The 17632-nt window shown below is 64.0% G+C and carries 22 protein-coding genes and 2 pseudogenes; 17 read left to right on the top strand and 7 right to left on the bottom strand.

Features of this window, described 5'->3' with window-relative positions; all coding sequences use genetic code 11:
* Window positions 1-18 precede the first annotated feature (18 nt).
* The gene (locus tag J4G43_RS09450; protein WP_208084621.1) at window positions 19-663 is read right to left on the bottom strand and encodes a glutathione binding-like protein; all 645 of its coding nucleotides are present in this window, start codon (window positions 661-663) and stop codon (window positions 19-21) included.
* A gap of 106 nt (window positions 664-769) precedes the next feature.
* Here J4G43_RS09450 and J4G43_RS09455 point away from each other — a divergent pair, with 106 nt between their 5' ends.
* Window positions 770-1414 (top strand): TetR/AcrR family transcriptional regulator, encoded by a 645-nt coding sequence (locus J4G43_RS09455; protein ID WP_208084622.1) that lies wholly within the window; start codon window positions 770-772, stop codon window positions 1412-1414.
* Window positions 1415-1602: 188 nt separating this feature from the next.
* Here J4G43_RS09455 and J4G43_RS09460 read toward each other — a convergent pair whose 3' ends face one another.
* Complete coding sequence (locus tag J4G43_RS09460; protein ID WP_085401828.1) at window positions 1603-2568, bottom strand: 2-hydroxyacid dehydrogenase; 966 nt, start codon at window positions 2566-2568, stop codon at window positions 1603-1605.
* A gap of 141 nt (window positions 2569-2709) precedes the next feature.
* Here J4G43_RS09460 and J4G43_RS09465 point away from each other — a divergent pair, with 141 nt between their 5' ends.
* The 4 genes from J4G43_RS09465 (at window position 2710) to J4G43_RS09480 (ending at window position 5478) form a co-directional block, all read left to right on the top strand.
* A complete protein-coding gene (locus J4G43_RS09465; protein WP_208084623.1) occupies window positions 2710-3078 on the top strand; it encodes a YciI family protein in 369 nt (122 codons plus the stop codon).
* Window positions 3075-4376 (top strand): RNA polymerase sigma factor, encoded by a 1302-nt coding sequence (locus tag J4G43_RS09470; protein ID WP_208084624.1) that lies wholly within the window; start codon window positions 3075-3077, stop codon window positions 4374-4376. The genes J4G43_RS09465 and J4G43_RS09470 overlap by 4 nt, the downstream gene beginning before the upstream one ends.
* A gap of 78 nt (window positions 4377-4454) precedes the next feature.
* Window positions 4455-4991 (top strand): SRPBCC family protein, encoded by a 537-nt coding sequence (locus tag J4G43_RS09475; protein ID WP_208084625.1) that lies wholly within the window; start codon window positions 4455-4457, stop codon window positions 4989-4991.
* 73 nt (window positions 4992-5064) lie between these two features.
* A complete protein-coding gene (locus J4G43_RS09480) occupies window positions 5065-5478 on the top strand; it encodes a VOC family protein (RefSeq protein WP_028161093.1) in 414 nt (137 codons plus the stop codon).
* A gap of 106 nt (window positions 5479-5584) precedes the next feature.
* On the opposite strand, the gene J4G43_RS09485 is transcribed toward J4G43_RS09480, so the two are convergent.
* On the bottom strand, window positions 5585-5947 hold the full coding sequence (locus J4G43_RS09485; protein ID WP_063981083.1) for a hypothetical protein: 363 nt from the start codon (window positions 5945-5947) through the stop codon (window positions 5585-5587).
* Window positions 5948-6375: 428 nt separating this feature from the next.
* Window positions 6376-6720: a hypothetical protein gene (locus J4G43_RS09490; protein ID WP_208084626.1), complete on the bottom strand. Its 345-nt coding sequence runs from the start codon at window positions 6718-6720 to the stop codon at window positions 6376-6378.
* A 98-nt stretch (window positions 6721-6818) separates the two neighbouring features.
* On the opposite strand from J4G43_RS09490, the pseudogene J4G43_RS09495 reads away from it, so the two are divergent.
* Window positions 6819-7848 (top strand): annotated as a pseudogene (locus J4G43_RS09495) (IS110 family RNA-guided transposase).
* Window positions 7849-8382: 534 nt separating this feature from the next.
* On the opposite strand, the gene J4G43_RS09500 reads toward J4G43_RS09495, so the two are convergent.
* Window positions 8383-8811, bottom strand: coding sequence for a hypothetical protein (locus tag J4G43_RS09500; protein ID WP_371498094.1), 429 nt, complete (start codon window positions 8809-8811; stop codon window positions 8383-8385).
* A 130-nt stretch (window positions 8812-8941) separates the two neighbouring features.
* Window positions 8942-9730, bottom strand: a complete 789-nt coding sequence (locus J4G43_RS09505; RefSeq protein WP_208084627.1) for an SDR family NAD(P)-dependent oxidoreductase — start codon at window positions 9728-9730, stop codon at window positions 8942-8944.
* An 89-nt stretch (window positions 9731-9819) separates the two neighbouring features.
* On the opposite strand from J4G43_RS09505, the gene J4G43_RS09510 reads away from it, so the two are divergent.
* The gene (locus tag J4G43_RS09510; protein ID WP_208084628.1) at window positions 9820-10197 is read left to right on the top strand and encodes a cupin domain-containing protein; all 378 of its coding nucleotides are present in this window, start codon (window positions 9820-9822) and stop codon (window positions 10195-10197) included.
* A 93-nt stretch (window positions 10198-10290) separates the two neighbouring features.
* On the opposite strand, the gene J4G43_RS09515 is transcribed toward J4G43_RS09510, so the two are convergent.
* Window positions 10291-11958 carry a methyl-accepting chemotaxis protein gene (locus tag J4G43_RS09515; protein ID WP_208084629.1) on the bottom strand — a complete coding sequence of 556 codons (1668 nt, stop codon included), beginning with the start codon at window positions 11956-11958 and terminating at the stop codon, window positions 10291-10293.
* A gap of 319 nt (window positions 11959-12277) precedes the next feature.
* On the opposite strand from J4G43_RS09515, the gene J4G43_RS09520 reads away from it, so the two are divergent.
* From J4G43_RS09520 to J4G43_RS09565, 10 genes and pseudogenes are all read left to right on the top strand, one after another.
* Window positions 12278-12643 carry a nuclear transport factor 2 family protein gene (locus tag J4G43_RS09520; RefSeq protein ID WP_208084630.1) on the top strand — a complete coding sequence of 122 codons (366 nt, stop codon included), beginning with the start codon at window positions 12278-12280 and terminating at the stop codon, window positions 12641-12643.
* A gap of 166 nt (window positions 12644-12809) precedes the next feature.
* A complete protein-coding gene (locus J4G43_RS09525; RefSeq protein ID WP_225004771.1) occupies window positions 12810-13283 on the top strand; it encodes a YciI family protein in 474 nt (157 codons plus the stop codon).
* The gene (locus tag J4G43_RS09530) at window positions 13280-13642 is read left to right on the top strand and encodes a YciI family protein (protein WP_208084631.1); all 363 of its coding nucleotides are present in this window, start codon (window positions 13280-13282) and stop codon (window positions 13640-13642) included. The genes J4G43_RS09525 and J4G43_RS09530 overlap by 4 nt, the downstream gene beginning before the upstream one ends.
* Before the next feature lie 171 nt (window positions 13643-13813).
* Window positions 13814-14554, top strand: coding sequence for a TetR/AcrR family transcriptional regulator (locus J4G43_RS09535; RefSeq protein ID WP_071909737.1), 741 nt, complete (start codon window positions 13814-13816; stop codon window positions 14552-14554).
* Between the two features lie 120 nt (window positions 14555-14674).
* Window positions 14675-15160, top strand: a complete 486-nt coding sequence (locus J4G43_RS09540; protein WP_028152211.1) for a DUF2852 domain-containing protein — start codon at window positions 14675-14677, stop codon at window positions 15158-15160.
* A 200-nt stretch (window positions 15161-15360) separates the two neighbouring features.
* Window positions 15361-15528, top strand: coding sequence for a hypothetical protein (locus J4G43_RS09545; protein ID WP_144030761.1), 168 nt, complete (start codon window positions 15361-15363; stop codon window positions 15526-15528).
* Between the two features lie 67 nt (window positions 15529-15595).
* Window positions 15596-15853 (top strand): hypothetical protein, encoded by a 258-nt coding sequence (locus J4G43_RS09550; protein WP_208084632.1) that lies wholly within the window; start codon window positions 15596-15598, stop codon window positions 15851-15853.
* A complete protein-coding gene (locus J4G43_RS09555) occupies window positions 15850-15987 on the top strand; it encodes a hypothetical protein (RefSeq protein ID WP_187387923.1) in 138 nt (45 codons plus the stop codon). Before J4G43_RS09550 ends, J4G43_RS09555 begins: the two co-directional genes overlap by 4 nt.
* A 63-nt stretch (window positions 15988-16050) precedes the next feature.
* A pseudogene (locus tag J4G43_RS09560) lies at window positions 16051-16814 on the top strand (serine O-acetyltransferase).
* 30 nt (window positions 16815-16844) lie between these two features.
* Window positions 16845-17555, top strand: a complete 711-nt coding sequence (locus J4G43_RS09565; RefSeq protein ID WP_208084633.1) for an SDR family NAD(P)-dependent oxidoreductase — start codon at window positions 16845-16847, stop codon at window positions 17553-17555.
* Window positions 17556-17632 lie beyond the last annotated feature (77 nt).

Raw genomic sequence — 17632 nt, forward strand, 5'->3', positions numbered from 1 at the left:
GAAGATATCGCTTTGGCCTTAAGCCGCCGCCTTCTTCCGCGCCTGTTCGGCCTTGTACAGCTCGAACTCTTCGGCGATCGCCTTCGCGACCGACGGCCGCTGGCGCAGGCGGTCGTGATACGCCTTCACGTTCGGCCATTTGGCGAGCTCGATCGGCGGGGTCGCCATGGTCCAGTTGATGACCGTGACGAGATAGGCGTCGGCCACGCTGAAATGGTCGAGCAGGAAGTCGCGCCCCTTCAGGTAGTTGTCGAGATAGTCGAGCCGCGACAGGTTCTTCTCCAGCGCATAGGCCTTGGTTTCCTGCGGCGCCTTGCGGTCGAGCAGGGGGATGAACAGGCCCTTGTGCAGCTCGGTGCCGATAAAGCAGAGCCATTGATGCAGCCGGGTGCGATCGATGCCCTGGGCCGCACCGAGGCCGGATTGCGGGAACCGATCCGCGACATATTGCAGGATCGCGGCGTTCTCGGTCAGCACCACGCCCTCGTCGGTGCGCAGCGTCGGCACCAGGCCGATCGGGTTGACGGTGCGGAAATCGGTGCCGTCGTTCAGCACTGTCTTGGTCGGCGGATCGACTTCGAGATAATTCGCTTCGGCGCCGGCTTCATACAGCGCGACGCGGGTCGCCATCGAACAGGCGAGCGGCGAGAAATAAAGATCCATCTTGGGCCTCCTTGGGCAATTCCTCTTTGGGTGTCGCTCGACCTGGCCAGATTGATTTTTGTACCATCTTGTATAATATCGCGGCGGTCAAGGATTAATTTGCGAAATGGTACAAAAATCGAAGCCGCCAGCTGCTGCCAATGAACCGAAGCGGCGTGGCCGTCCGCGCGCCTACGAGCCCGACGTAGCGCTCGGCAAGGCGCTCGACCTGTTCCGCCGGCAGGGTTTTGCGGCGACGTCGCTGGACGATCTCAGCGAAGCGACCGGCATGAACCGGCCGAGCCTCTACGGCGCCTTCGGCGACAAGCGCGAGCTCTACATCAAGAGCTACCAGCGCTACCGCGAGGACGCGCGCGCCTCGATGGTGGAGATCTTTCGCCAGGAGATGCCGGTGCGCCAGCGGCTCGAGCGCATCTTCGCGTCCGCGCTGAACATCTATCTCTCCGGCGAGACCGGTCCGCGCGGCTGCTTCACGGTGGTGACGGCGGCGTCCGAAGCCGTCGGCGATCCCGAGATCCGCGCCATGGTGCTGGATGGACTGACCGAGCTCGACAAGGCTTTTACGAATTGCTTCCGCCGCGCCAAGGAGAAGGGCGAGCTGCCTGCGAGCGCCGACCCGGCCGTGCTGGCGCAGCTCGCCTCCGCAACCGTGCACTCGATCGCTATCCGCTCCCGCGCCCGCGTGTCGCGCAAAGAGCTCGAGGCGATCGTGAAGGGCGCGATTGACGTGATGGTGGGGGCCAAAAGTTAGGCCGTCGTCCCGGGGCGCGCGCAGCGCGAGCCCGGGACCCATAACCACAGAGAGAACTTTGGCGAAGACTGGTCGTTCGGTACTGCGACCATCCGCAACGATAAATCACGCGGTATGGGTCCCCCGCGTACGCGGGGACGACAGCGAGGGTGGGGCGCGTGCGTGCCTCTCTCAGCCTGCCGAAGCGTCTAATATCCCCGTGCCCGGTCCACCACGTTCTCCAGCGCACCGCCGGCCTCGAACTTTGCGATTTGCTCGGCGACATAGGCCGAGATTGCATCGGCGTCGGTGTCGGCCGCGTTGTGCGGGGTCAGCAGCACCTTGGGGTGGGTCCAGAACCGGCTGTCGGCAGGCTGCGGCTCCTGCACGAAAACGTCGAGCGAGGCCGCGCCAAGCGTCCCGTCGTCGAGGCAGGCCAGGATATCGGCCTCGTTCTGCAAGCCGCCGCGACCCGCGTTGATCAGCACGGGCGCGCCGAGCGGGCTGCTGCGGTTGAGCTTGGTGAAGACGTCGCGGTTGAGGATGCCGTGCGTATCAGGCGTCAGCGGCAACAGGCAGACCAGGATGTCGGTCTTGCGCAGGAACGCGTCGATCTGCGCGGCGCCATGGAAGCATTCGACGCCCTCGATCGTGCGCGGGCTGCGGCTCCAGCCGGCAACGCGGAAGCCGAGCCGGCGCAGCACGTCGGCGGCATCGGCACCCAGCGTGCCAAGTCCCATCACGCCGACGGTGACGGCGCTCGCCGGCCACTGATATTGCGGCTCCCAGCGTTTTGCGCGCTGCGAGTCCCGCAAGTACAGCTCCTGGCGGTGGTGCATCAGCACGTGCAGCACGACATATTCGGTCATGCGATTGGTGAGATCAGGCACGGCGACGCGCACCAGCGGCACGTCGGGCAGGCTCTTGTCGGCCATCAGCGCGTCGACGCCGGCGCCCAGATTGAAGATCGCACGCAGATTGGGGAAAGAGCTGAGGTCGCCCGGCACCGGCTTCCACACCGCGGCATAGTGCACCTCGGCCGGATCGAGCCCGGCGTCGGGCAGCAGCACCACGCGGCGGCCGCCGCAGACCGCGTCGAACCGGGCCTTCCAGCGCTCCGGCAGCCAGTTCTGCTGCGTGCTGTTGATCAGGACGGCCAGTGTGCCCATGCTCATTCGAAGTGCCTCGTCGGTTCCGTTTTGAAAACCCTCCTTGGCACGATCCGACGGATTTTTCTCGCAAATTTTTTCCGCAGCCCTGTCGGGGCGGGGCATATTGGATCGTCTTAAAAACAAGCGTTCAGGAAGGTGCTGCCCATGCTTTATGCGATCCTCTGCTATCACGACGAGGACTTCGTCGGCTCCTGGAGCAAGGACCAGGACGAGGCCGTGATGAAGAAGCTCGCCATGGTGCAGGACAAGCTCACACAGCAGGGCCGGCTCGGTCCGGTGGCGCGGCTGTTGCCGACCACGGCGGCGGCGACGCTGCGCAAGGAAGACCCGCCGCTGGTGCTCGATGGCCCCTATGCGGAGACCAAGGAGCAATTGCTCGGCTTCTACATCGTGGATTGCAAGAACCTCGACGAAGCCCTCGACGTTGCGCGCGACCTCGGCGCGGCCAATCCCGGCGGCGCCTATGAGGTGCGCCCCGTCGGCGTATTCCGGCCCGGAGGAATTTCGACGTGAGCGAGGCCGACACCGCCTGGATTGAGACCGCGCTGACCTCGGCGCGACCCCAGGCGGTCGGCGCGCTGCTGCGCTATTTCCGCGATCTCGATACCGCCGAAGAGGCCTTCCAGAACGCCTGCCTGCGCGCGCTCAAGACCTGGCCGCAGAACGGGCCGCCGCGCGATCCCGCGGCCTGGCTGATCATGGTCGGCCGCAACGTCGCCATCGACGAGGTCCGCCGCGCCCGCAAGCAGCAGCCGCTGCCGGAGGACGACCAGGCCATCTCCGATCTCGACGACGCCGAGGGCGCGCTCGCCGAGCGGCTCGACGGCTCGCACTACCGCGACGACATCCTGCGGCTGATGTTCATCTGCTGCCATCCGCAGCTGCCGGCGACCCAGCAGATCGCGCTGGCGCTGCGCATCGTCTCCGGTCTCACCGTGAAACAGATCGCGCGCGCCTTCCTGGTCTCAGAAGCGGCGATGGAGCAGCGCATCACCCGTGCCAAGGCGAAGGTCGCCGAGGCCGGGGCGCCGTTCGAAACGCCCGGCGCGGTCGAACGCTCCGAGCGGCTCGCCGGCGTTGCCGCAATGATCTACTTGATCTTCAACGAAGGCTATTCGGCCAGCGGCGACACGGCGGAGATCCGAAAGCCGCTGTGCGAGGAAGCGATCCGGCTGGCGCGGCTGCTGCTGCGGCTGTTCCAGAGCGAGCCGGAGATCATGGGGCTCGCGGCGCTGCTGCTGTTGCAGCATGCGCGCAGCGCCGCGCGCTTTGCCGCGGACGGCGCGGTGATCCTGCTCGACGACCAGGATCGTACGCTGTGGAACAGCAACATGATCGCGGAAGGTCTCGCGCTGATCGACAAGGCGATGCGCCATCGCCGCAGCGGCCCCTATCAGGTCCAGGCCGCGGTCGCCGCGCTGCATGCGCGCGCGTCGACGCCCGAGGAAACCGATTGGACGCAAATCGACTTGCTCTACGGCGCGCTCGAAGTGATGCAGCCTTCGCCGGTGGTGACACTCAACCGCGCGGTTGCGGTCTCCAAGGTGCGCGGACCGCAAGCGGCGCTCGAGCTGATCGAGCCGCTGGCGCCGAAGCTCGCCAACTACTTTCATTTCCACGGCGTGCGTGGTGCCTTCCTGATGCAGCTCGGCCGTAACGACGAAGCCCGCATCGCCTTCGACCACGCCATCGCACTCGCCAATACTTCGGCGGAAGCCGCCCATATCCGCATGCATATTGATCGCCTGATCCGGGACAGCCAGCCGAAGGGCGCCAATGGCGGCGCCAGGCAGGGCGCAAAGGCAAAGTGACGGCCAAAAATTTCGTCCCGCCAATTGTCGGCTCCCGCCGTTCCCCTTCGTCTTAATTCCATATCCAGGGAGCCACTCATGCTGAAAGCCATTGCCATCATCGCCGTCGTCCTCGCCGTCGGCATAGCCGCGGTCCTCGTCTTCGCATTGACAAAGCCCGATATGTTCCGTGTCGAGCGCTCGCTCGCCGTGAAGGCGCCGGCCAATGCGATTTATCCGCACGTTGCCGATTTCCATTTCTGGATGAGCTGGTCGCCCTATGAGGATCGCGACCCCACCATGAAGCGGACCTTCGGCAGAACCGCGTCAGGCAAGGGCGCGACCTATGCCTGGGACGGCAACAATAATGTCGGCGCCGGGCATATGGAGATCCTCGAGGCGAGCATGCCGTCGAAGCTTCGGATCAAGCTCGATTTCGAGCGCCCGTTCGAAGGCCACAATACCGCCGAGTTCACCTTTGTGCCGCAAGGCGATGCCACATTGGTCACATGGGCGATGTACGGTCCGGCGCCGTTCATGTCCAAGGTGATGCAGGTGTTCATCAACATGGACAACATGATCGGCAAGGACTTCGAGGCCGGCCTCGCCAGCCTGAAGAAGCTCACCGAGAAGTAGCAAGGCTTGCTGCCCCAAGGGGCAGCCAAGGAACTGCCAAGGAATCGCCAAGAAAACGAAGAGGAGAGAAACGATGATCAATGCCTATCTGTTCTATCAGGACACCTGCGAAGCGGCGTTCAACTTCTACGCCAAGGTTTTGGGCGGCAAGATCGACGCCATGATGCGCTCATCGGAAGCGCCGCCGGACATGCCCGCCGCGCCCGGCCGCGAGAAGATGATCATGCATGCGCGGATGTCGTTGCCCGACGGCAGCGTGCTGATGGCCTCCGACGCGCCACCCGAGCATTTTCAGAAAGCCCAGGGCTTTTCGGTCTCGCTCACGGTCACGGACCCCGCGGATGGCGAGCGCAAGTTCAACGCGCTCGCCGACGGCGGCACCGTCACCATGCCCTTCAGCAAGACGTTCTGGGCCAAGGGCTTTGGCATGTGCGTCGACAAGTTCGGCATTCCCTGGATGGTGAACTGCCCGGCCGAGGGCATGTGACGGGCGCGTCGGCCTGATACGCCAAGCCGCGATCCCACTCCCGTTGTTACGGGAGTGGGTCACTCATGCCGTCGTCATGTCACACGGCTGTTCGCCGCGTGCTCGCTCACCGGAGCGATCCGGTCGCGTCATCGCTTGGCGGCGGCGATTCAACGCAGCGAGGGCAGATCACGAGTTTCGTGCCAAGCTGCCTGTCGTTCTCCGCCTCGATTTCGTCATGGACCACCCACCACGCCTCGGAGAACGGGCGCAAGGTGCCGAGCACTCTTTCCCGCTCCTGATTGGGATTGTCCTGCGCAGGCGCCGGGTTCGCGGCGCGCCGCTTTGTGACAGAGGAGCGGTGAGGGGCCTGGTTCGGATCCCGGCCGAGGCCGTCCCATGCGATCGGTCGGCGCTCCTGCGCCGGCGCCGCCGCGCATCCGAGGAGCGCTGCGCAAAAAGTGAGCAAGACGAAGCCGTGACGCAGCATGCCGGACCCTTGGTGCGGTACGCGACACGCAAACTCCGCATGCGGAGCCTTGCATCGCGCCGGTTAAATGGAACCTAAGGGAAACGACGTGGCCGCCATGGCCCAATATGGAATCGTGCTCTCGCATCACATTGCGAGAGCAGTGAGGCCGCTTCGTGAAATCATGCGGATCGCATCGCACAACAACTGGCGAAATATTAGGCTGTAAACTCCACGACAGAATCGCTAATAATTTCTTCATAAATTCTACAAACTGGGGTGGGCGTAACTTGGGAAGGGAGCGACCGATGGCAGCGGCGCTACAAATCAATTTTGCACTTTGGGGCATGCTCATCTGCGCGACCTTGGAATTGGCGCAGACCATCCAGAGGCTCTACTAGGCCCGACGAAATGCGTGACCGGCGCAATTTCGCCGTCGCGCTTGCCTGCTAGCTCACCAGCAACGCGATGAGCGTGAAGCTGACGCTCGCGATCACGATCATCGAGAGGATGTAGTTGCGCGGCCGTGCCGTTCGCGCACGCTGCGGTCTCCGCCGCTGGAGTGGCTCGCTCGCCTGCCATGCGAGCTCCGACGGCGCGAGCGCAGCCTCTGCGCCCGAGCCGATATATTTCACATAGAGCTCGAGCAGCCGCAGCTCGGACGGCAGGTCCATCAGGCCCTCGCGGTGGCGCCGCGACAGCAATTCGAATTCGACGGTTTCCTGGGAGCTCAACTGGCCAAGGACAATGCGTCCCTGGTCCGACAGGCGGTAGTGAAAATCGATGGGCTGCACGGCCTGCGACCGGTTTGAAAATGTGCTGGTGTGGACGGCCTCTCATCCCCACGGTTCTATGGCGCTCCGGCGTCATAGCTAGATGAGAGGAAAGTCTGATGAATCTTCCCATTCGTATCGGTATGGATACTTCCAAGTCGGTCTTCCAGCTTCACGGTGTTGACGAGAACGAGGCGGTAGTTGTCCGGCGGCAGTTTCGGCGAGCCGAGATGATCCGCTACTTCGAGCGCCTTCCGCCGGTCCTCGTCGCCATCGAGTCCTGCGGCAGTTCGCATCACTGGGCGCGCCTGCTGCAGTCGTTTGGTCATGAAGTGAAGCTGATCCCGCCCCCAATATGTGAAGGCTTTCGTAAAGCGCGGCAAGAACGACGCGGCCGATGCCGAGGCGCTGTGCGAGGCGGTCACCCGGCCGAGTATGCGGTTTGTACCGGTGAAGTCAAAAGAACGGCAAGCGGCCTGCATGTTGATGACCGTGCGGGAACGCCTGGTCAGCGTGAAGTCCCAGCTTTCTAATGCCTTCAGGAGTTATGCGGCTGAGTTTGGCATCGTTGGCCCCGCCGGTCGGCAGAACGTCACGGCTCTTATCAAGCGGGTGCTCGAGGATGACAACTTACCGGAAATGGCGCGGGATCTCTTCCGCCTTCAAGCGGAGGAGTATGCCGCGGTCGAAGCCCGCCTGGCAAAGATCGAAGCCAAGCTGATGAAGTGGCATCGTGAGGATGATGTCAGCAGGCGGATCGCGACGATTCCCGGCGTCGGTCCGATTGGGTCGTCCATGCTAAGCATGAAGGCGCCCCCGCCGGAGACGTTCAGATCAGGCCGCGACTTCGCGGCTTGGCTCGGACTGACACCCAAGGATCACTCAACTGGCGGCCGGCAACGATATGGCGGTATCACAAAGGCCGGAGATTCAATGCTCCGATCGACGTTGATTGTCGGCGCGACTGCGCTGCTGAGGCACATTCGAAAGGGCCGTCATAAGCCGACACCCTGGCTCACTTCGCTGCTGGAGCGAAAGCCGCCGAAGTTGGTCGCGGTGGCCTTAGCCAACAAGTTCGCCCGTATCGCCTGGCGCTTGATGATATCGGGTGGCGTGTACAACCGGCCGGTAGCCGCCATGCCCATCTGATCTGAACTCGGTGTACCGGTCGAGATTGCTCGCCGGATAACCCACGAACTTGCAGGACGCAGTAGATGGAAGGTGGACCGATCGGTCGATACGCGCGAGCTTCCGTAGATTACACTGGCATCACGAATGTCGCCTATGTGCTTGGAGCGTGCGTAGCGAACACCATCTTGGCCAGCGGGCTTTGTCCGCGCAAACAGGCCGGACATCTGATAGCAAGCGATCTGGCCAGAAGTCTGCTATAATCCTGACAAGCGGGGGGCCGTCCACATCTGTAATCTTGAAAAAGCGAAACCATCCTAGTCTGTGACCATTGCTGAGATTATGACGGCCCTGCAGCCATCGTGACCCGAGCGGCCTCAATCTGGACGGGACCATCATAGATGGTCGGGAAGAGCCGCAAACCGCGTAAATTGGGCAGGCATTGCCAAGCGGTTGAGCGGATTTCGTGTCCGGATCGTCGTAATTTTGCAAAACTGCCTAATCGCCGGACAGCGGCGGATGCAACCGGTCACATCGCTGGCGGGCGCCTGTTGCTCAGCGGCAGCGCGGATAGATCGCCGCAAGGTCGCGGCCCTTCAGCAAAAGCAATCTGGACGAGAGGCCACCGTGCCGGCTGATCCAGTCGCGCACCGGGCCGGGATAGGCCTGCAGCACCGCGTCGGAGGCTTCGGGCTCGGCATAAAAACGCCCACGCCGGTCGACCGAACGCGCCGCGTGGAAGCCGAGTACCGCGCGTTTGGTGACGCAGATGCGCTCGCCCGGCACGATGCTGAGCACCAGCGTGCAGGCGGACAGGCACGGACCGTCGATCACCACGCGCTCGCCGCTCTCGCGCACCTGCTCGAACAGGTCGAGGAACGGCCCGACCTGTCCGCCGGGCGACTGGATGATGCGGATTTCGGCCATGGCGGGGGTAGTGGTAAAGAGCGCAGATGCGAGCATCCAGGCACCCACAAAGAACATGCGTCGCATGGAGCACTCCACTAACTCGATCCCGTAGGGTGGGCAAAGCGTAGCGTGCCCACCAATGGCATCGCAAATCTGGAGGGAAGGTGGGCGCGGCGCTTGCGCGCCTTTGCCCACCCTACGACGTTCACCCGTTCCGCCGTTCGCCGCGCAGCGTCGGCAGGCCGATGCCAGCCGCATCGAAGCCGCCATCGACGGCCAAAATTTGGCCGGTGATGTAGCTCGATCGTTCCGAGCACAGGAAATAGATCGCTTCGGCGAGTTCCTCCTCCAGGCCGTAGCGGTTGAGCGGAATGGCGTCGTGATAGTCGGCGCGGATCTCCCTGCTGTGCACCTGCTTCGCCATCGCGGTGTCGACCGGCCCCGGCGCGACTGCGTTGACGCGGATGTTGAGCGAGGCGAGCTCGACCGCGAGCTGCTTGGTCAGGTGCGCAAGGCCCGCCTTGCTGGTGCCATAGGCCGAACGCAGGGTCGAGGCGCGCACCGCCGAGATCGAGGTGACGTTGACGATGGCGCCGCCGCCTTGCTCGCGCATCAGCGGCGCGGCCGCCTTGGTGCACAGGAACGGGCCGGTGAGATTGACCGCCATGATCCTGTTCCAATCGGCGTCGCTGGTCTCCAGCACTGGCGCGAACACAGCGACGCCGGCGTTGTTGACGAGAGCATCGAGCCGACCGAAGCGGCTCATGACCGCCGCCATTGCAGCTCCCACGGCGGCCGCGTCGGACACGTCGCAGGTGATTGCCAGCGTGTTATCGGGATTCTTCAGGGCCGCCGCCGCGCCCGTCTGCAGCTCCCCCTCGATATCGAGCAGCGCGACGCGCCACCCTTCGGCCAGGAATTTCTTGGCCGTCGCCAGCCCGATGCCTCGCGCGGCTCCGGTGACGAGGGCGACGTTTTGTGGGGCCTGCGGCATTTGCTAATCTGTCCTGTGTTCGAAAGGGGCGCGCACGAGCGCCGGCTCCTTTTACTTCGCTTTCGTCCCGGCAAGAAGGGCTCCAGGCCATGCTCATCGATCCCAGCACGATCCCGCTCGAGGACTGGCGGCCAGGTGTGAAGACCCGCATGGTCACATCCGCGCGCAACGGCGCGACCGCGCTCTGCATCTTCGAGCAATGGGTCGATCCCGGCGCCGGCGCGCCGACGCACAGCCACACGGTCGAGGAGGTGCTCACCGTGCGGGCGGGCGAGGCGGAGATGTGGATCGAAGCCCGGCGTATCACGGTGACGGCCGGACAGGCGCTGCTGGTTCCCGCCGGACGCAAGCACGGTTTTCGCAATTCGGGAGCGACCATGCTGCATGTCCATGCGGTGTTGGCCTCGCCGGTCTTCGAGATGCTGCCGGAAGGGGCGAGTGAAGCAACGCGACGCTGGGAGCGGTAGGATAAGGACGTCGGTCTCTCTCACCGTCACCCCAGAGTGGCCGCTTCTTCAGCGGCCCTCGAAGGATGACGGCGATCGTGATAAAGCGAGAACTTACGCCAGCTCCGCCGATGCGCGCTGCATGTTCGACGACATGTCGGAGGTCACGATGCTCTGCTCCTCGACTGCGGCTGCGGTGGAGGCGATGAACTCGTTGACGCCGGCGATCGCGGCCTTGATCGCGGTGAGCGAGCTCGCAACGTCGCCCGAGATGGTGTTCAGCGCGTCGATTTCGGAGGTAATCGTGTCGGTGGCCTGCTTGGCCTGGCTGGCGAGGTTCTTCACCTCGGAGGCGACCACGGCAAAGCCGCGGCCCGCTTCGCCCGCCCGCGCCGATTCGATCGTGGCGTTGAGCGCAAGCAGGTTGATCTGACTGGTGATGCCCGAAATCATCTCAACGATGCCGCTCATGGCCTGGGCCGCTGCAGTCAACTTCTGAGCCTGACCGTCCGCGGACTCGACCCTGGTGGTCGCGACCTTGGAGGTCTCGCGCGATTTCGCCATGGTCTCGGAGATCTCGCGGATCGAGGCGCTCATCTGCTCGCTGCCGGCCGCGACCGCCTCGATCAGCCCGCGCGCATTGTCGGCCTTCTTGCGGCCGATCGCCTGCGCGGTGATGTCGGTGGCGTATTTCACCACCTTGTAGGGTTTTCCGTTGAGATCCAGAATCGGATTGTAGGACGCCTGGATCCAGATTTCGCGGCCGCCCTTGGCGATCCGCCTGTATTCGGCGGCCTGGTATTCGCCGCGGTTGAGCGTCTGCCAGAACTGGCGATAGGCAGCCGAATTCCTCTCGTTCGGCTCGACGAACATGGAATGGTGCTGGCCCTTGATCTCGGCCAGCGAATAGCCCACCGCCTTGAGAAAATTCTCGTTGGCGGTTCGGATCGTGCCGTCCATGTTGAACTCGATCACCGCCTGCGACTTCTGGATCGCGGCGAGCTGGCCGTCATTGTCGGCGGCCTTCATCTTCTGCGCGGTGATGTCGGTTGCGAACTTCACCACCTTGAACGGCTTGCCGGTCTCGTCGAGGATCGGGTTGTAGGTCGCGAGAATCCAGATCTCCTTAGCCCCCTTGCCGAGCCGCTTGTATTCGGCCGCCTCGAACTCGCCGCGGTTCAGCCTGGCCCAGAACGCGGCATAGGCCGAGCTCACGCGGTCCTCGGGCGTCACGAACATGCTGTGATGCTTGCCCCTGATCTCGTCGAGCGAATAGCCCATCGCGCCCAGGAAGTTCTCGTTGGCGGTGACGATGGTTCCGTCCATGTTGAACTCGATCACGGCCTGCGCGCGGTTGATCGCGGCGATCTTGCCGGAGTCTTCCATGGTCTTGATCTTGTACGCCGTGATGTCGGTGGCGAACTTGATGAAGCTGACCACCTTGCCGTTCTTGTCCAGCAGCGGGGCGTAGGAGGCATGAACCCAGACTTCCTTGCCGTTCTTGCCGAAGCGCTTGTATTGCGTGGTCTGGAATTCGCCGCGGTTCAGGCTGGCCCAGAAGTCGCGGTAGCGGGCGCTCTCGCGCTCAGTCGGGCTGACGAAAATGCTGTGATGCTTGCCCTTGATCTCGGCGAGCGAATAGCCGCTCATTTTCAGAAGGTTCTCGTTGGCATCGAGGATGGTGCCATCGAGATCGAATTCGATGACGGCCTGCGAGCGATCAAGGGCGTCGACTTCTGCGAGCGCGTGCTGGACTTTGGCCTTGCTGTTGAAATTGAACACTTGAAGGTCCCCGGAATGGTTCAACTATGCGTCGGCCGGGCTGCAATTGGCCTTCCCGAAAAAGTTGCATGCACGCGTTGATCAACTGTAAACCCTTGCAGCAAGCTGCGTGGTCTCCGTGGTTCCGCGTGCGCCGGCCATGTTGTTCTGCTTTCGAAGATTCTCGTCCTATATGCACGGCGGTGGACATAGTCGGTCCGTAGTCGTACGGACCCGCCTCGCGATAATTTCGCATCGTCCCTGTTGAAGTTCGGCAAGCAATGTCGGGGCACGCGTTCGTGCATCGTCTTCAAGAGGATCTTCTCCGCGGAGACCATCAATGCCTGACGACCGCGAGCGCCTGATTCGAGACCTCTTCGCAGCCTATCTCGGCAACGACCGGCAACGGGTCGCCGACGCACTGGCCGACGATTTCCGCTTCACCAGTCCGTTCGACGACGACCTCGACAAGGCGGCCTATTTCGAGCGCTGCTGGAAGGACACCGGCTGGATCGCGCGACACGACATCGAGCGGATTTTCGTCCGGGGCGACGAGGCCTTCGTCACCTATCTCTGTCTGGCGAAAGATGGCAGGAGCTTTCGCAACACGGAGTTCTTCACCTTTGCCGGTGGCGAGGTCAGCCGCATCGACGTCTATTTCGGCGCGGCCCGGACGGATGGGCGTTTCCTGCCACAGCCGCGCTAGCGGCCGGCGCAATGACCTCCGGAATAATTTTCATCACCCTGTCGGTTCCGTAAAGGTTGGTTCGTCTTAGAGGTAAGGGTGGGCGGCCCGGGCCGCCGCTCCCGTCCTTCCGGGGGTGGCGCCGCGCCGCGCAAACCCGAAACGACAAAGCAAACAAGGACTGCTCATGCGATTCATGATGCTGATGATTCCGCTCGGCTACGAGACCGCGCCGCCGGACGTGCAACTCGATCCCGAACGCGTCGCCGCGATGATGCGCTACAACGAGGCGCTGAAGGATGCCGGCGTGCTGATCACGCTCGACGGCCTTCACCCGCCGTCGATGGGCGCGCGCGTCTCGTTCGCGACCGGCGCGCCCATCGTGACCGACGGCCCCTTCGCCGAAGCCAAGGAAGTTCTGGGCGGCTACTGGATGATCGAGGTTGCCTCGCGCGAGGAGGCGATCGCCTGGGCGAAGAAGTGCCCGGCCTCCGCCAATGAAGTCATCGAGATCCGGCAGGTGCAGGAGATGGCCGACTTTCCGCCGGAGGTGCAGGCAGCCGCCGCCGGTTTCGACGATCTGAAGACGCAGCCGAGACGGCCGCGGATCAATTCGCGGCTCGTCAATCCATCATCCATCAACAAAGGAGAGAACCAATGAGCACCGATACCTATCTCGCCGTTTTCCTCGGCAGCAAGACCAGCCCGCAATGGGCCGCATGGAACGCGATGTCCGAGACCGCGCGGAAGGCGAAGGAGCAGGAGGGCATGGCGGCCTGGAAAGGCTGGGTCGAGAAGCATCAGGGCGCGATCCAGGCCATGGGCGGCCCTCTCGGCAAGACCAAGAAGGTCGACGGCAAGGGCGTCGCCGACATCGCGAACGAGATGGGCGCCTTTACCGTGGTCCGCGCCGCGTCCCATGAGGCCGCGGCCAAGATGTTCGAGAACCACCCGCACTTCGCGATCTTCCCCGGCGAACGCGTCGAGATCATGCCGGTGCTGCCGATTCCCGTCGGCTAGGCCGTGTCATTCCGGGGGCGCGCACACGCGAGCCCGGAAATCTCGAGATTCCGGGTTCGGCTCGTCGAGCAGCCCCCGGGTCGAGCCGCCCCCGGAATGACGAGTTGGCCGGTTAATCAAATCCGGCCTGCGCTAGTGACTTCACGCCCGGCTCATGTAAAAGCTGTTCACATGAGCTGGCGTAAGGACCAGGGCCGCACCGAGCGCGGCTATCACCACGGCAATCTGAAGGAAGCCCTGTTGCAGGCTGCCCTCGGGCTGATCGCCGAGAAGGGCGCTGCCGGCTTCACCTTTGCCGATGCCGCGCGCATGGCCGGCGTCAGCGCGGCGGCGCCTTACCGGCATTTCCGCGACCGCGAGGAGTTGCTGTCCTCGATCGCGCAGCGCGGCTTCGAGCAGTTCGAGCAGCGCCTGACCGCGGCCTGGGACGACGGGCGCCCGGATACGGTCTCGGCGTTCGAGCGCGTCGGCAAGGCCTATCTCGCCTTTGCCCGCGAGGAGCCTGCCTTCTACAACGCGATGTTCGAATCGGGCGTGCCGGTCGATTCAAATCCGGCCCTGCAGGCCGCCAGTGAACGCGCCTTCAACATCATTCGCGCCGCCGCCGAGCGGCTTGCGGCGCTGGCGCCGCCCGGCACGCCGCGGCCACCGGCCATGATGATGGCGCTGCACATCTGGTCGATGGCGCACGGCGTGGCCTCGCTGTTCTCACGCGGCGACGCCGCGCGGCGAAAACTGCCGATGTCGCCGGATGACCTGCTCGAAGCCGAGGTGCTGATCTATCTGCGCGGCTTGGGCTTCCCGACCGACCGCCGTCCGCCGGCGAGAAGCGCCGAGCCGCCGCCGGTGCCACCGGAGGCATCCTCCGGTTCTGGCCTGCCGCCCGGCGGCCCCTGGGGCAAGCCGAAATAAAATTGCGCAAATAATTCCGCGACCCTGTCAGGCGGCCGGCTTGACAAAATCGCGGGATGGTCTAGCTATGTAAATGTTATTTACATTCACAACGGCGCTGGTGCCGTGATGGAGATGGAAATGGCCTACACCGCTGATGTCAATCGATGGCGCGGTTCCTCTGACGAACGCTATGAGCGCCCCCACATGCTCGATACGCCCTGGCATCCCGGCTGGATCGCCGTGACCATCCTCGGCTTCATCATCTGGTGGCCGATCGGACTTGCCCTTCTCTTTTTCACACTCGGGAGCAGAAAAATGGGTTGCTGGAGCCACCAGGATCGCTGGCAGAACAAGATGGAGCGGATGCAGTACAAGATGGACCGCATGCGCGGCCGCATGGAGCGCCGTGGTTTCGGCTTCGGCTTCGGCCCGCCCTCGAGCGGCAACCGTGCCTTCGACGAATACCGCACCGAGACGCTGCAGCGGCTTGAGGAAGAGCAGGTCGAGTTCAGGAACTTCCTCGACCGTCTGCGTCACGCCAAGGACAAGGAAGAGTTCGACCAGTTCATGGCGCAGCACAAGACGCGCCCGACCCCGCCGCCGACCGACCAGCCGCAAGGCTGATATAAAAAGGCTGATCCGGGGTCTGCCTCTCAAAGCCTTCAGGCGCATGCCCCCAAAGTCCTGATGGCCCCGAGCCGCCCGCCTGCGCAACCCGCAGGCGGGCGGTTTGGTTTTTGGGGACCCGAACCAACCGCCGACGATCCGACACCAAGACTTGCGCGTGCCACCTCAATCCGCCGCGCTGCTGGACGACGCGCATCATGGACCTCTACACCCGCCTGCTGCTTGCCGTGACCGCCTTGGCGGTGCTGGGCTACATCGGCTTGGTCTATGGCAGCTGCGCGTCTGATCCCGATTGCCATTTTCGCCTCTGCGCCGGCGGGCGCGCGTTCTGCGGCGTTGATCACGTACATGTGCAGGACCGGTAGAACCCGATCCGCGCCGGGCCCGACCAAGCCCTGACGGCGCACCTCCCGCGCGCTGACGGGCCCGACCATGACCAACGCCGAACGCAAAGAGATCAGCCAGCGCATCGCGCTCCTCGAGCGCGCCTCGGCGCTGTTCGACCGGTTCGGAAACACCGTGCCGGTGGCGATCGCGTTCCTCAATGGATGGCCGACGGAAGTCCAGCTCTATCCGCAGTGGCAGCTCGGCGAATCCTGGCGGTTCTTTCTCAGCCTTTATCTCTATTGGTTCGCCTCGTTCGCACTCAGCCGCGCGGTCTCGTTGGCAAAGGGGAGCATCGCCCCATGATCCTGCTCCGCGATGTCGCGCTCTTCGTCCTGCCGGTGCTCATCGCGGCGGGCGGCTGGCTCTACGCGCTCAGCCTGCGCAAGCGGGCCCGGCCCGGTCTTGAGGGCGAAAGCAAGCGCGTCCCGGCGGCGTGACTGGCGCCCCGACCCGGACCGCCTATATTCGCCTTCACAAGAGTGGGCGGACCGGAGGCGACAATGGCGGAAGCTGCGATCACGGCGAGCGACGGCCTCTGGCAACAGGTCCGCAGCGAGGCGCAGCGCGCGGCTGATGCCGACCCCGTGTTCGGTACGGCCCTTGCGCGTGCCATTCTCGCTCATGATGATTTTGCCGCCGCCTTGGCCGATTTGATCGGGCAGCGGCTCGGCAGCGGCACCACCGGGCGCACGCGCTTCACGTCCTATTCCCGCGACGCCTTTCAAGGCGAGCCAGACCTGATCGAAACCGCCAGCCGGGATCTGCAGGCGATCGCATTGCGCGATCCCGCCATCACCGACCTGCTGCCGCCGCTGCTGCATTACAAGGGCTACGTCGCGCTGCAAGCCTGGCGCGTCTCGAACTGGCTCTGGCGTCGTGACCATCGCGACGCGGCGCTGCTGTTTCAGAACGAGGCGTCGAACCTCTTGTCAGCATTCATCCGGCCGCATCCATTGGATCGTCCGTCTATCTCGACCACGCCACCGGCATCGTGATTGGTGCGAATGTGGTGATCGGCGACGAGGTCACCATCCTCCAGAACGTCAGCATCGGCCGTCGCGGTGAATTGCCGACGCGCTCGCCGCGCATCGGCCGCGGTGTCTACATCGGCGGCGGCGCGACCATTCTCGGTGACATCTATATCGGCGATTTCGCAAAGATCGGCGCCGGCACTGTTGTGACCGGTGACGTGCCCGCCGGCTGCACCGCGATCGGCAGTCCCGCGCGATTGACCAATTGCCCCGAGCCCGCCTCGGCGGCTTGAGCCATCAATCGATCCCTAGGAGACATGCAAATGAAGACGGCAATCGTGATCGGCGTTGGACCGGACCGCGGGCTCGGGGCCCGGCTGTGCAAGCGTCTTGCGGCCGATGGGCTCAAGGTGATCGTCGCGGGCCGGACGCTGTCTGCCTTGCAGGCCGTTGTAGACGACATCACGAAGGCGGGCGGCGCAGCCGTGCCCTTCGTTGCCGATGCGACCAGGGAGGGGGACATCGTCGCGCTGTTCGATGCCGCCGGCGACAACCTCGACCTCGCCATCTACAACGCCGGCAACAACACGCCCGGCAAGATCATCGAGATGGAGGCCGACTATTTCGAGAACGCCTGGCGCGTGGTCTGCTTCGGCGGCTTCCTGTTCGGCCGCGAGGCGGTGCGCCGCTTGGTGCCGAGGAAGACCGGCACGCTGCTGTTCACCGGCGCCAGTGCCTCGCTGCGCGGACGCTCTGGCTACGGCGCCTTCAACTCGTCCAAGGCCGGCCTGCGCACGCTGGCGCAGGCGATGGCCAAGGAATACGCGAGCGACGGCATCCATGTCGGCCATGTCGTGGTCGACGGCGCGATCGCCGGCGACAAGATATTTTCACGGTTCCCGGATGCGGCCGGCCGCGAGGACAGCCTGATCGACATCGATGGCATCGTCGATGCCTTCGCCTTCCTCTATCGCCAACCCGAGCGCGCCTGGTCGTTCGAGCTCGACGTGCGGACCTCGAAGGAGAAATGGTGAGGGGCGGTCCTCGACCATTTCTACCGCCGTCATTGCCCGCGAAGGCGGGCAATCCAGTATTCCAGAGACAGCATTGA

This window comes from Bradyrhizobium barranii subsp. barranii (assembly GCF_017565645.3).
In the GTDB taxonomy this organism is placed as follows: Bacteria; Pseudomonadota; Alphaproteobacteria; order Rhizobiales; family Xanthobacteraceae; genus Bradyrhizobium; species Bradyrhizobium barranii.

Bases quoted from the DNA above. Each gene is read 5' to 3' on its own strand.
- J4G43_RS09450 (WP_208084621.1), bottom strand. From the start codon at position 663: ATGGATCTTTATTTCTCGCCGCTCGCCTGTTCGATGGCGACCCGCGTC.
- J4G43_RS09455 (WP_208084622.1), top strand. From the start codon at position 770: ATGGTACAAAAATCGAAGCCGCCAGCTGCTGCCAATGAACCGAAGCGG.
- J4G43_RS09460 (WP_085401828.1), bottom strand. From the start codon at position 2,568: ATGAGCATGGGCACACTGGCCGTCCTGATCAACAGCACGCAGCAGAAC.
- J4G43_RS09465 (WP_208084623.1), top strand. From the start codon at position 2,710: ATGCTTTATGCGATCCTCTGCTATCACGACGAGGACTTCGTCGGCTCC.
- J4G43_RS09475 (WP_208084625.1), top strand. From the start codon at position 4,455: ATGCTGAAAGCCATTGCCATCATCGCCGTCGTCCTCGCCGTCGGCATA.
- J4G43_RS09480 (WP_028161093.1), top strand. From the start codon at position 5,065: ATGATCAATGCCTATCTGTTCTATCAGGACACCTGCGAAGCGGCGTTC.
- J4G43_RS09485 (WP_063981083.1), bottom strand. From the start codon at position 5,947: ATGCTGCGTCACGGCTTCGTCTTGCTCACTTTTTGCGCAGCGCTCCTC.
- J4G43_RS09500 (WP_371498094.1), bottom strand. From the start codon at position 8,811: ATGTTCTTTGTGGGTGCCTGGATGCTCGCATCTGCGCTCTTTACCACT.
- J4G43_RS09505 (WP_208084627.1), bottom strand. From the start codon at position 9,730: ATGCCGCAGGCCCCACAAAACGTCGCCCTCGTCACCGGAGCCGCGCGA.
- J4G43_RS09510 (WP_208084628.1), top strand. From the start codon at position 9,820: ATGCTCATCGATCCCAGCACGATCCCGCTCGAGGACTGGCGGCCAGGT.
- J4G43_RS09520 (WP_208084630.1), top strand. From the start codon at position 12,278: ATGCCTGACGACCGCGAGCGCCTGATTCGAGACCTCTTCGCAGCCTAT.
- J4G43_RS09525 (WP_225004771.1), top strand. From the start codon at position 12,810: ATGCGATTCATGATGCTGATGATTCCGCTCGGCTACGAGACCGCGCCG.
- J4G43_RS09530 (WP_208084631.1), top strand. From the start codon at position 13,280: ATGAGCACCGATACCTATCTCGCCGTTTTCCTCGGCAGCAAGACCAGC.
- J4G43_RS09535 (WP_071909737.1), top strand. From the start codon at position 13,814: ATGAGCTGGCGTAAGGACCAGGGCCGCACCGAGCGCGGCTATCACCAC.
- J4G43_RS09540 (WP_028152211.1), top strand. From the start codon at position 14,675: ATGGCCTACACCGCTGATGTCAATCGATGGCGCGGTTCCTCTGACGAA.
- J4G43_RS09545 (WP_144030761.1), top strand. From the start codon at position 15,361: ATGGACCTCTACACCCGCCTGCTGCTTGCCGTGACCGCCTTGGCGGTG.
- J4G43_RS09550 (WP_208084632.1), top strand. From the start codon at position 15,596: ATGACCAACGCCGAACGCAAAGAGATCAGCCAGCGCATCGCGCTCCTC.
- J4G43_RS09555 (WP_187387923.1), top strand. From the start codon at position 15,850: ATGATCCTGCTCCGCGATGTCGCGCTCTTCGTCCTGCCGGTGCTCATC.
- J4G43_RS09565 (WP_208084633.1), top strand. From the start codon at position 16,845: ATGAAGACGGCAATCGTGATCGGCGTTGGACCGGACCGCGGGCTCGGG.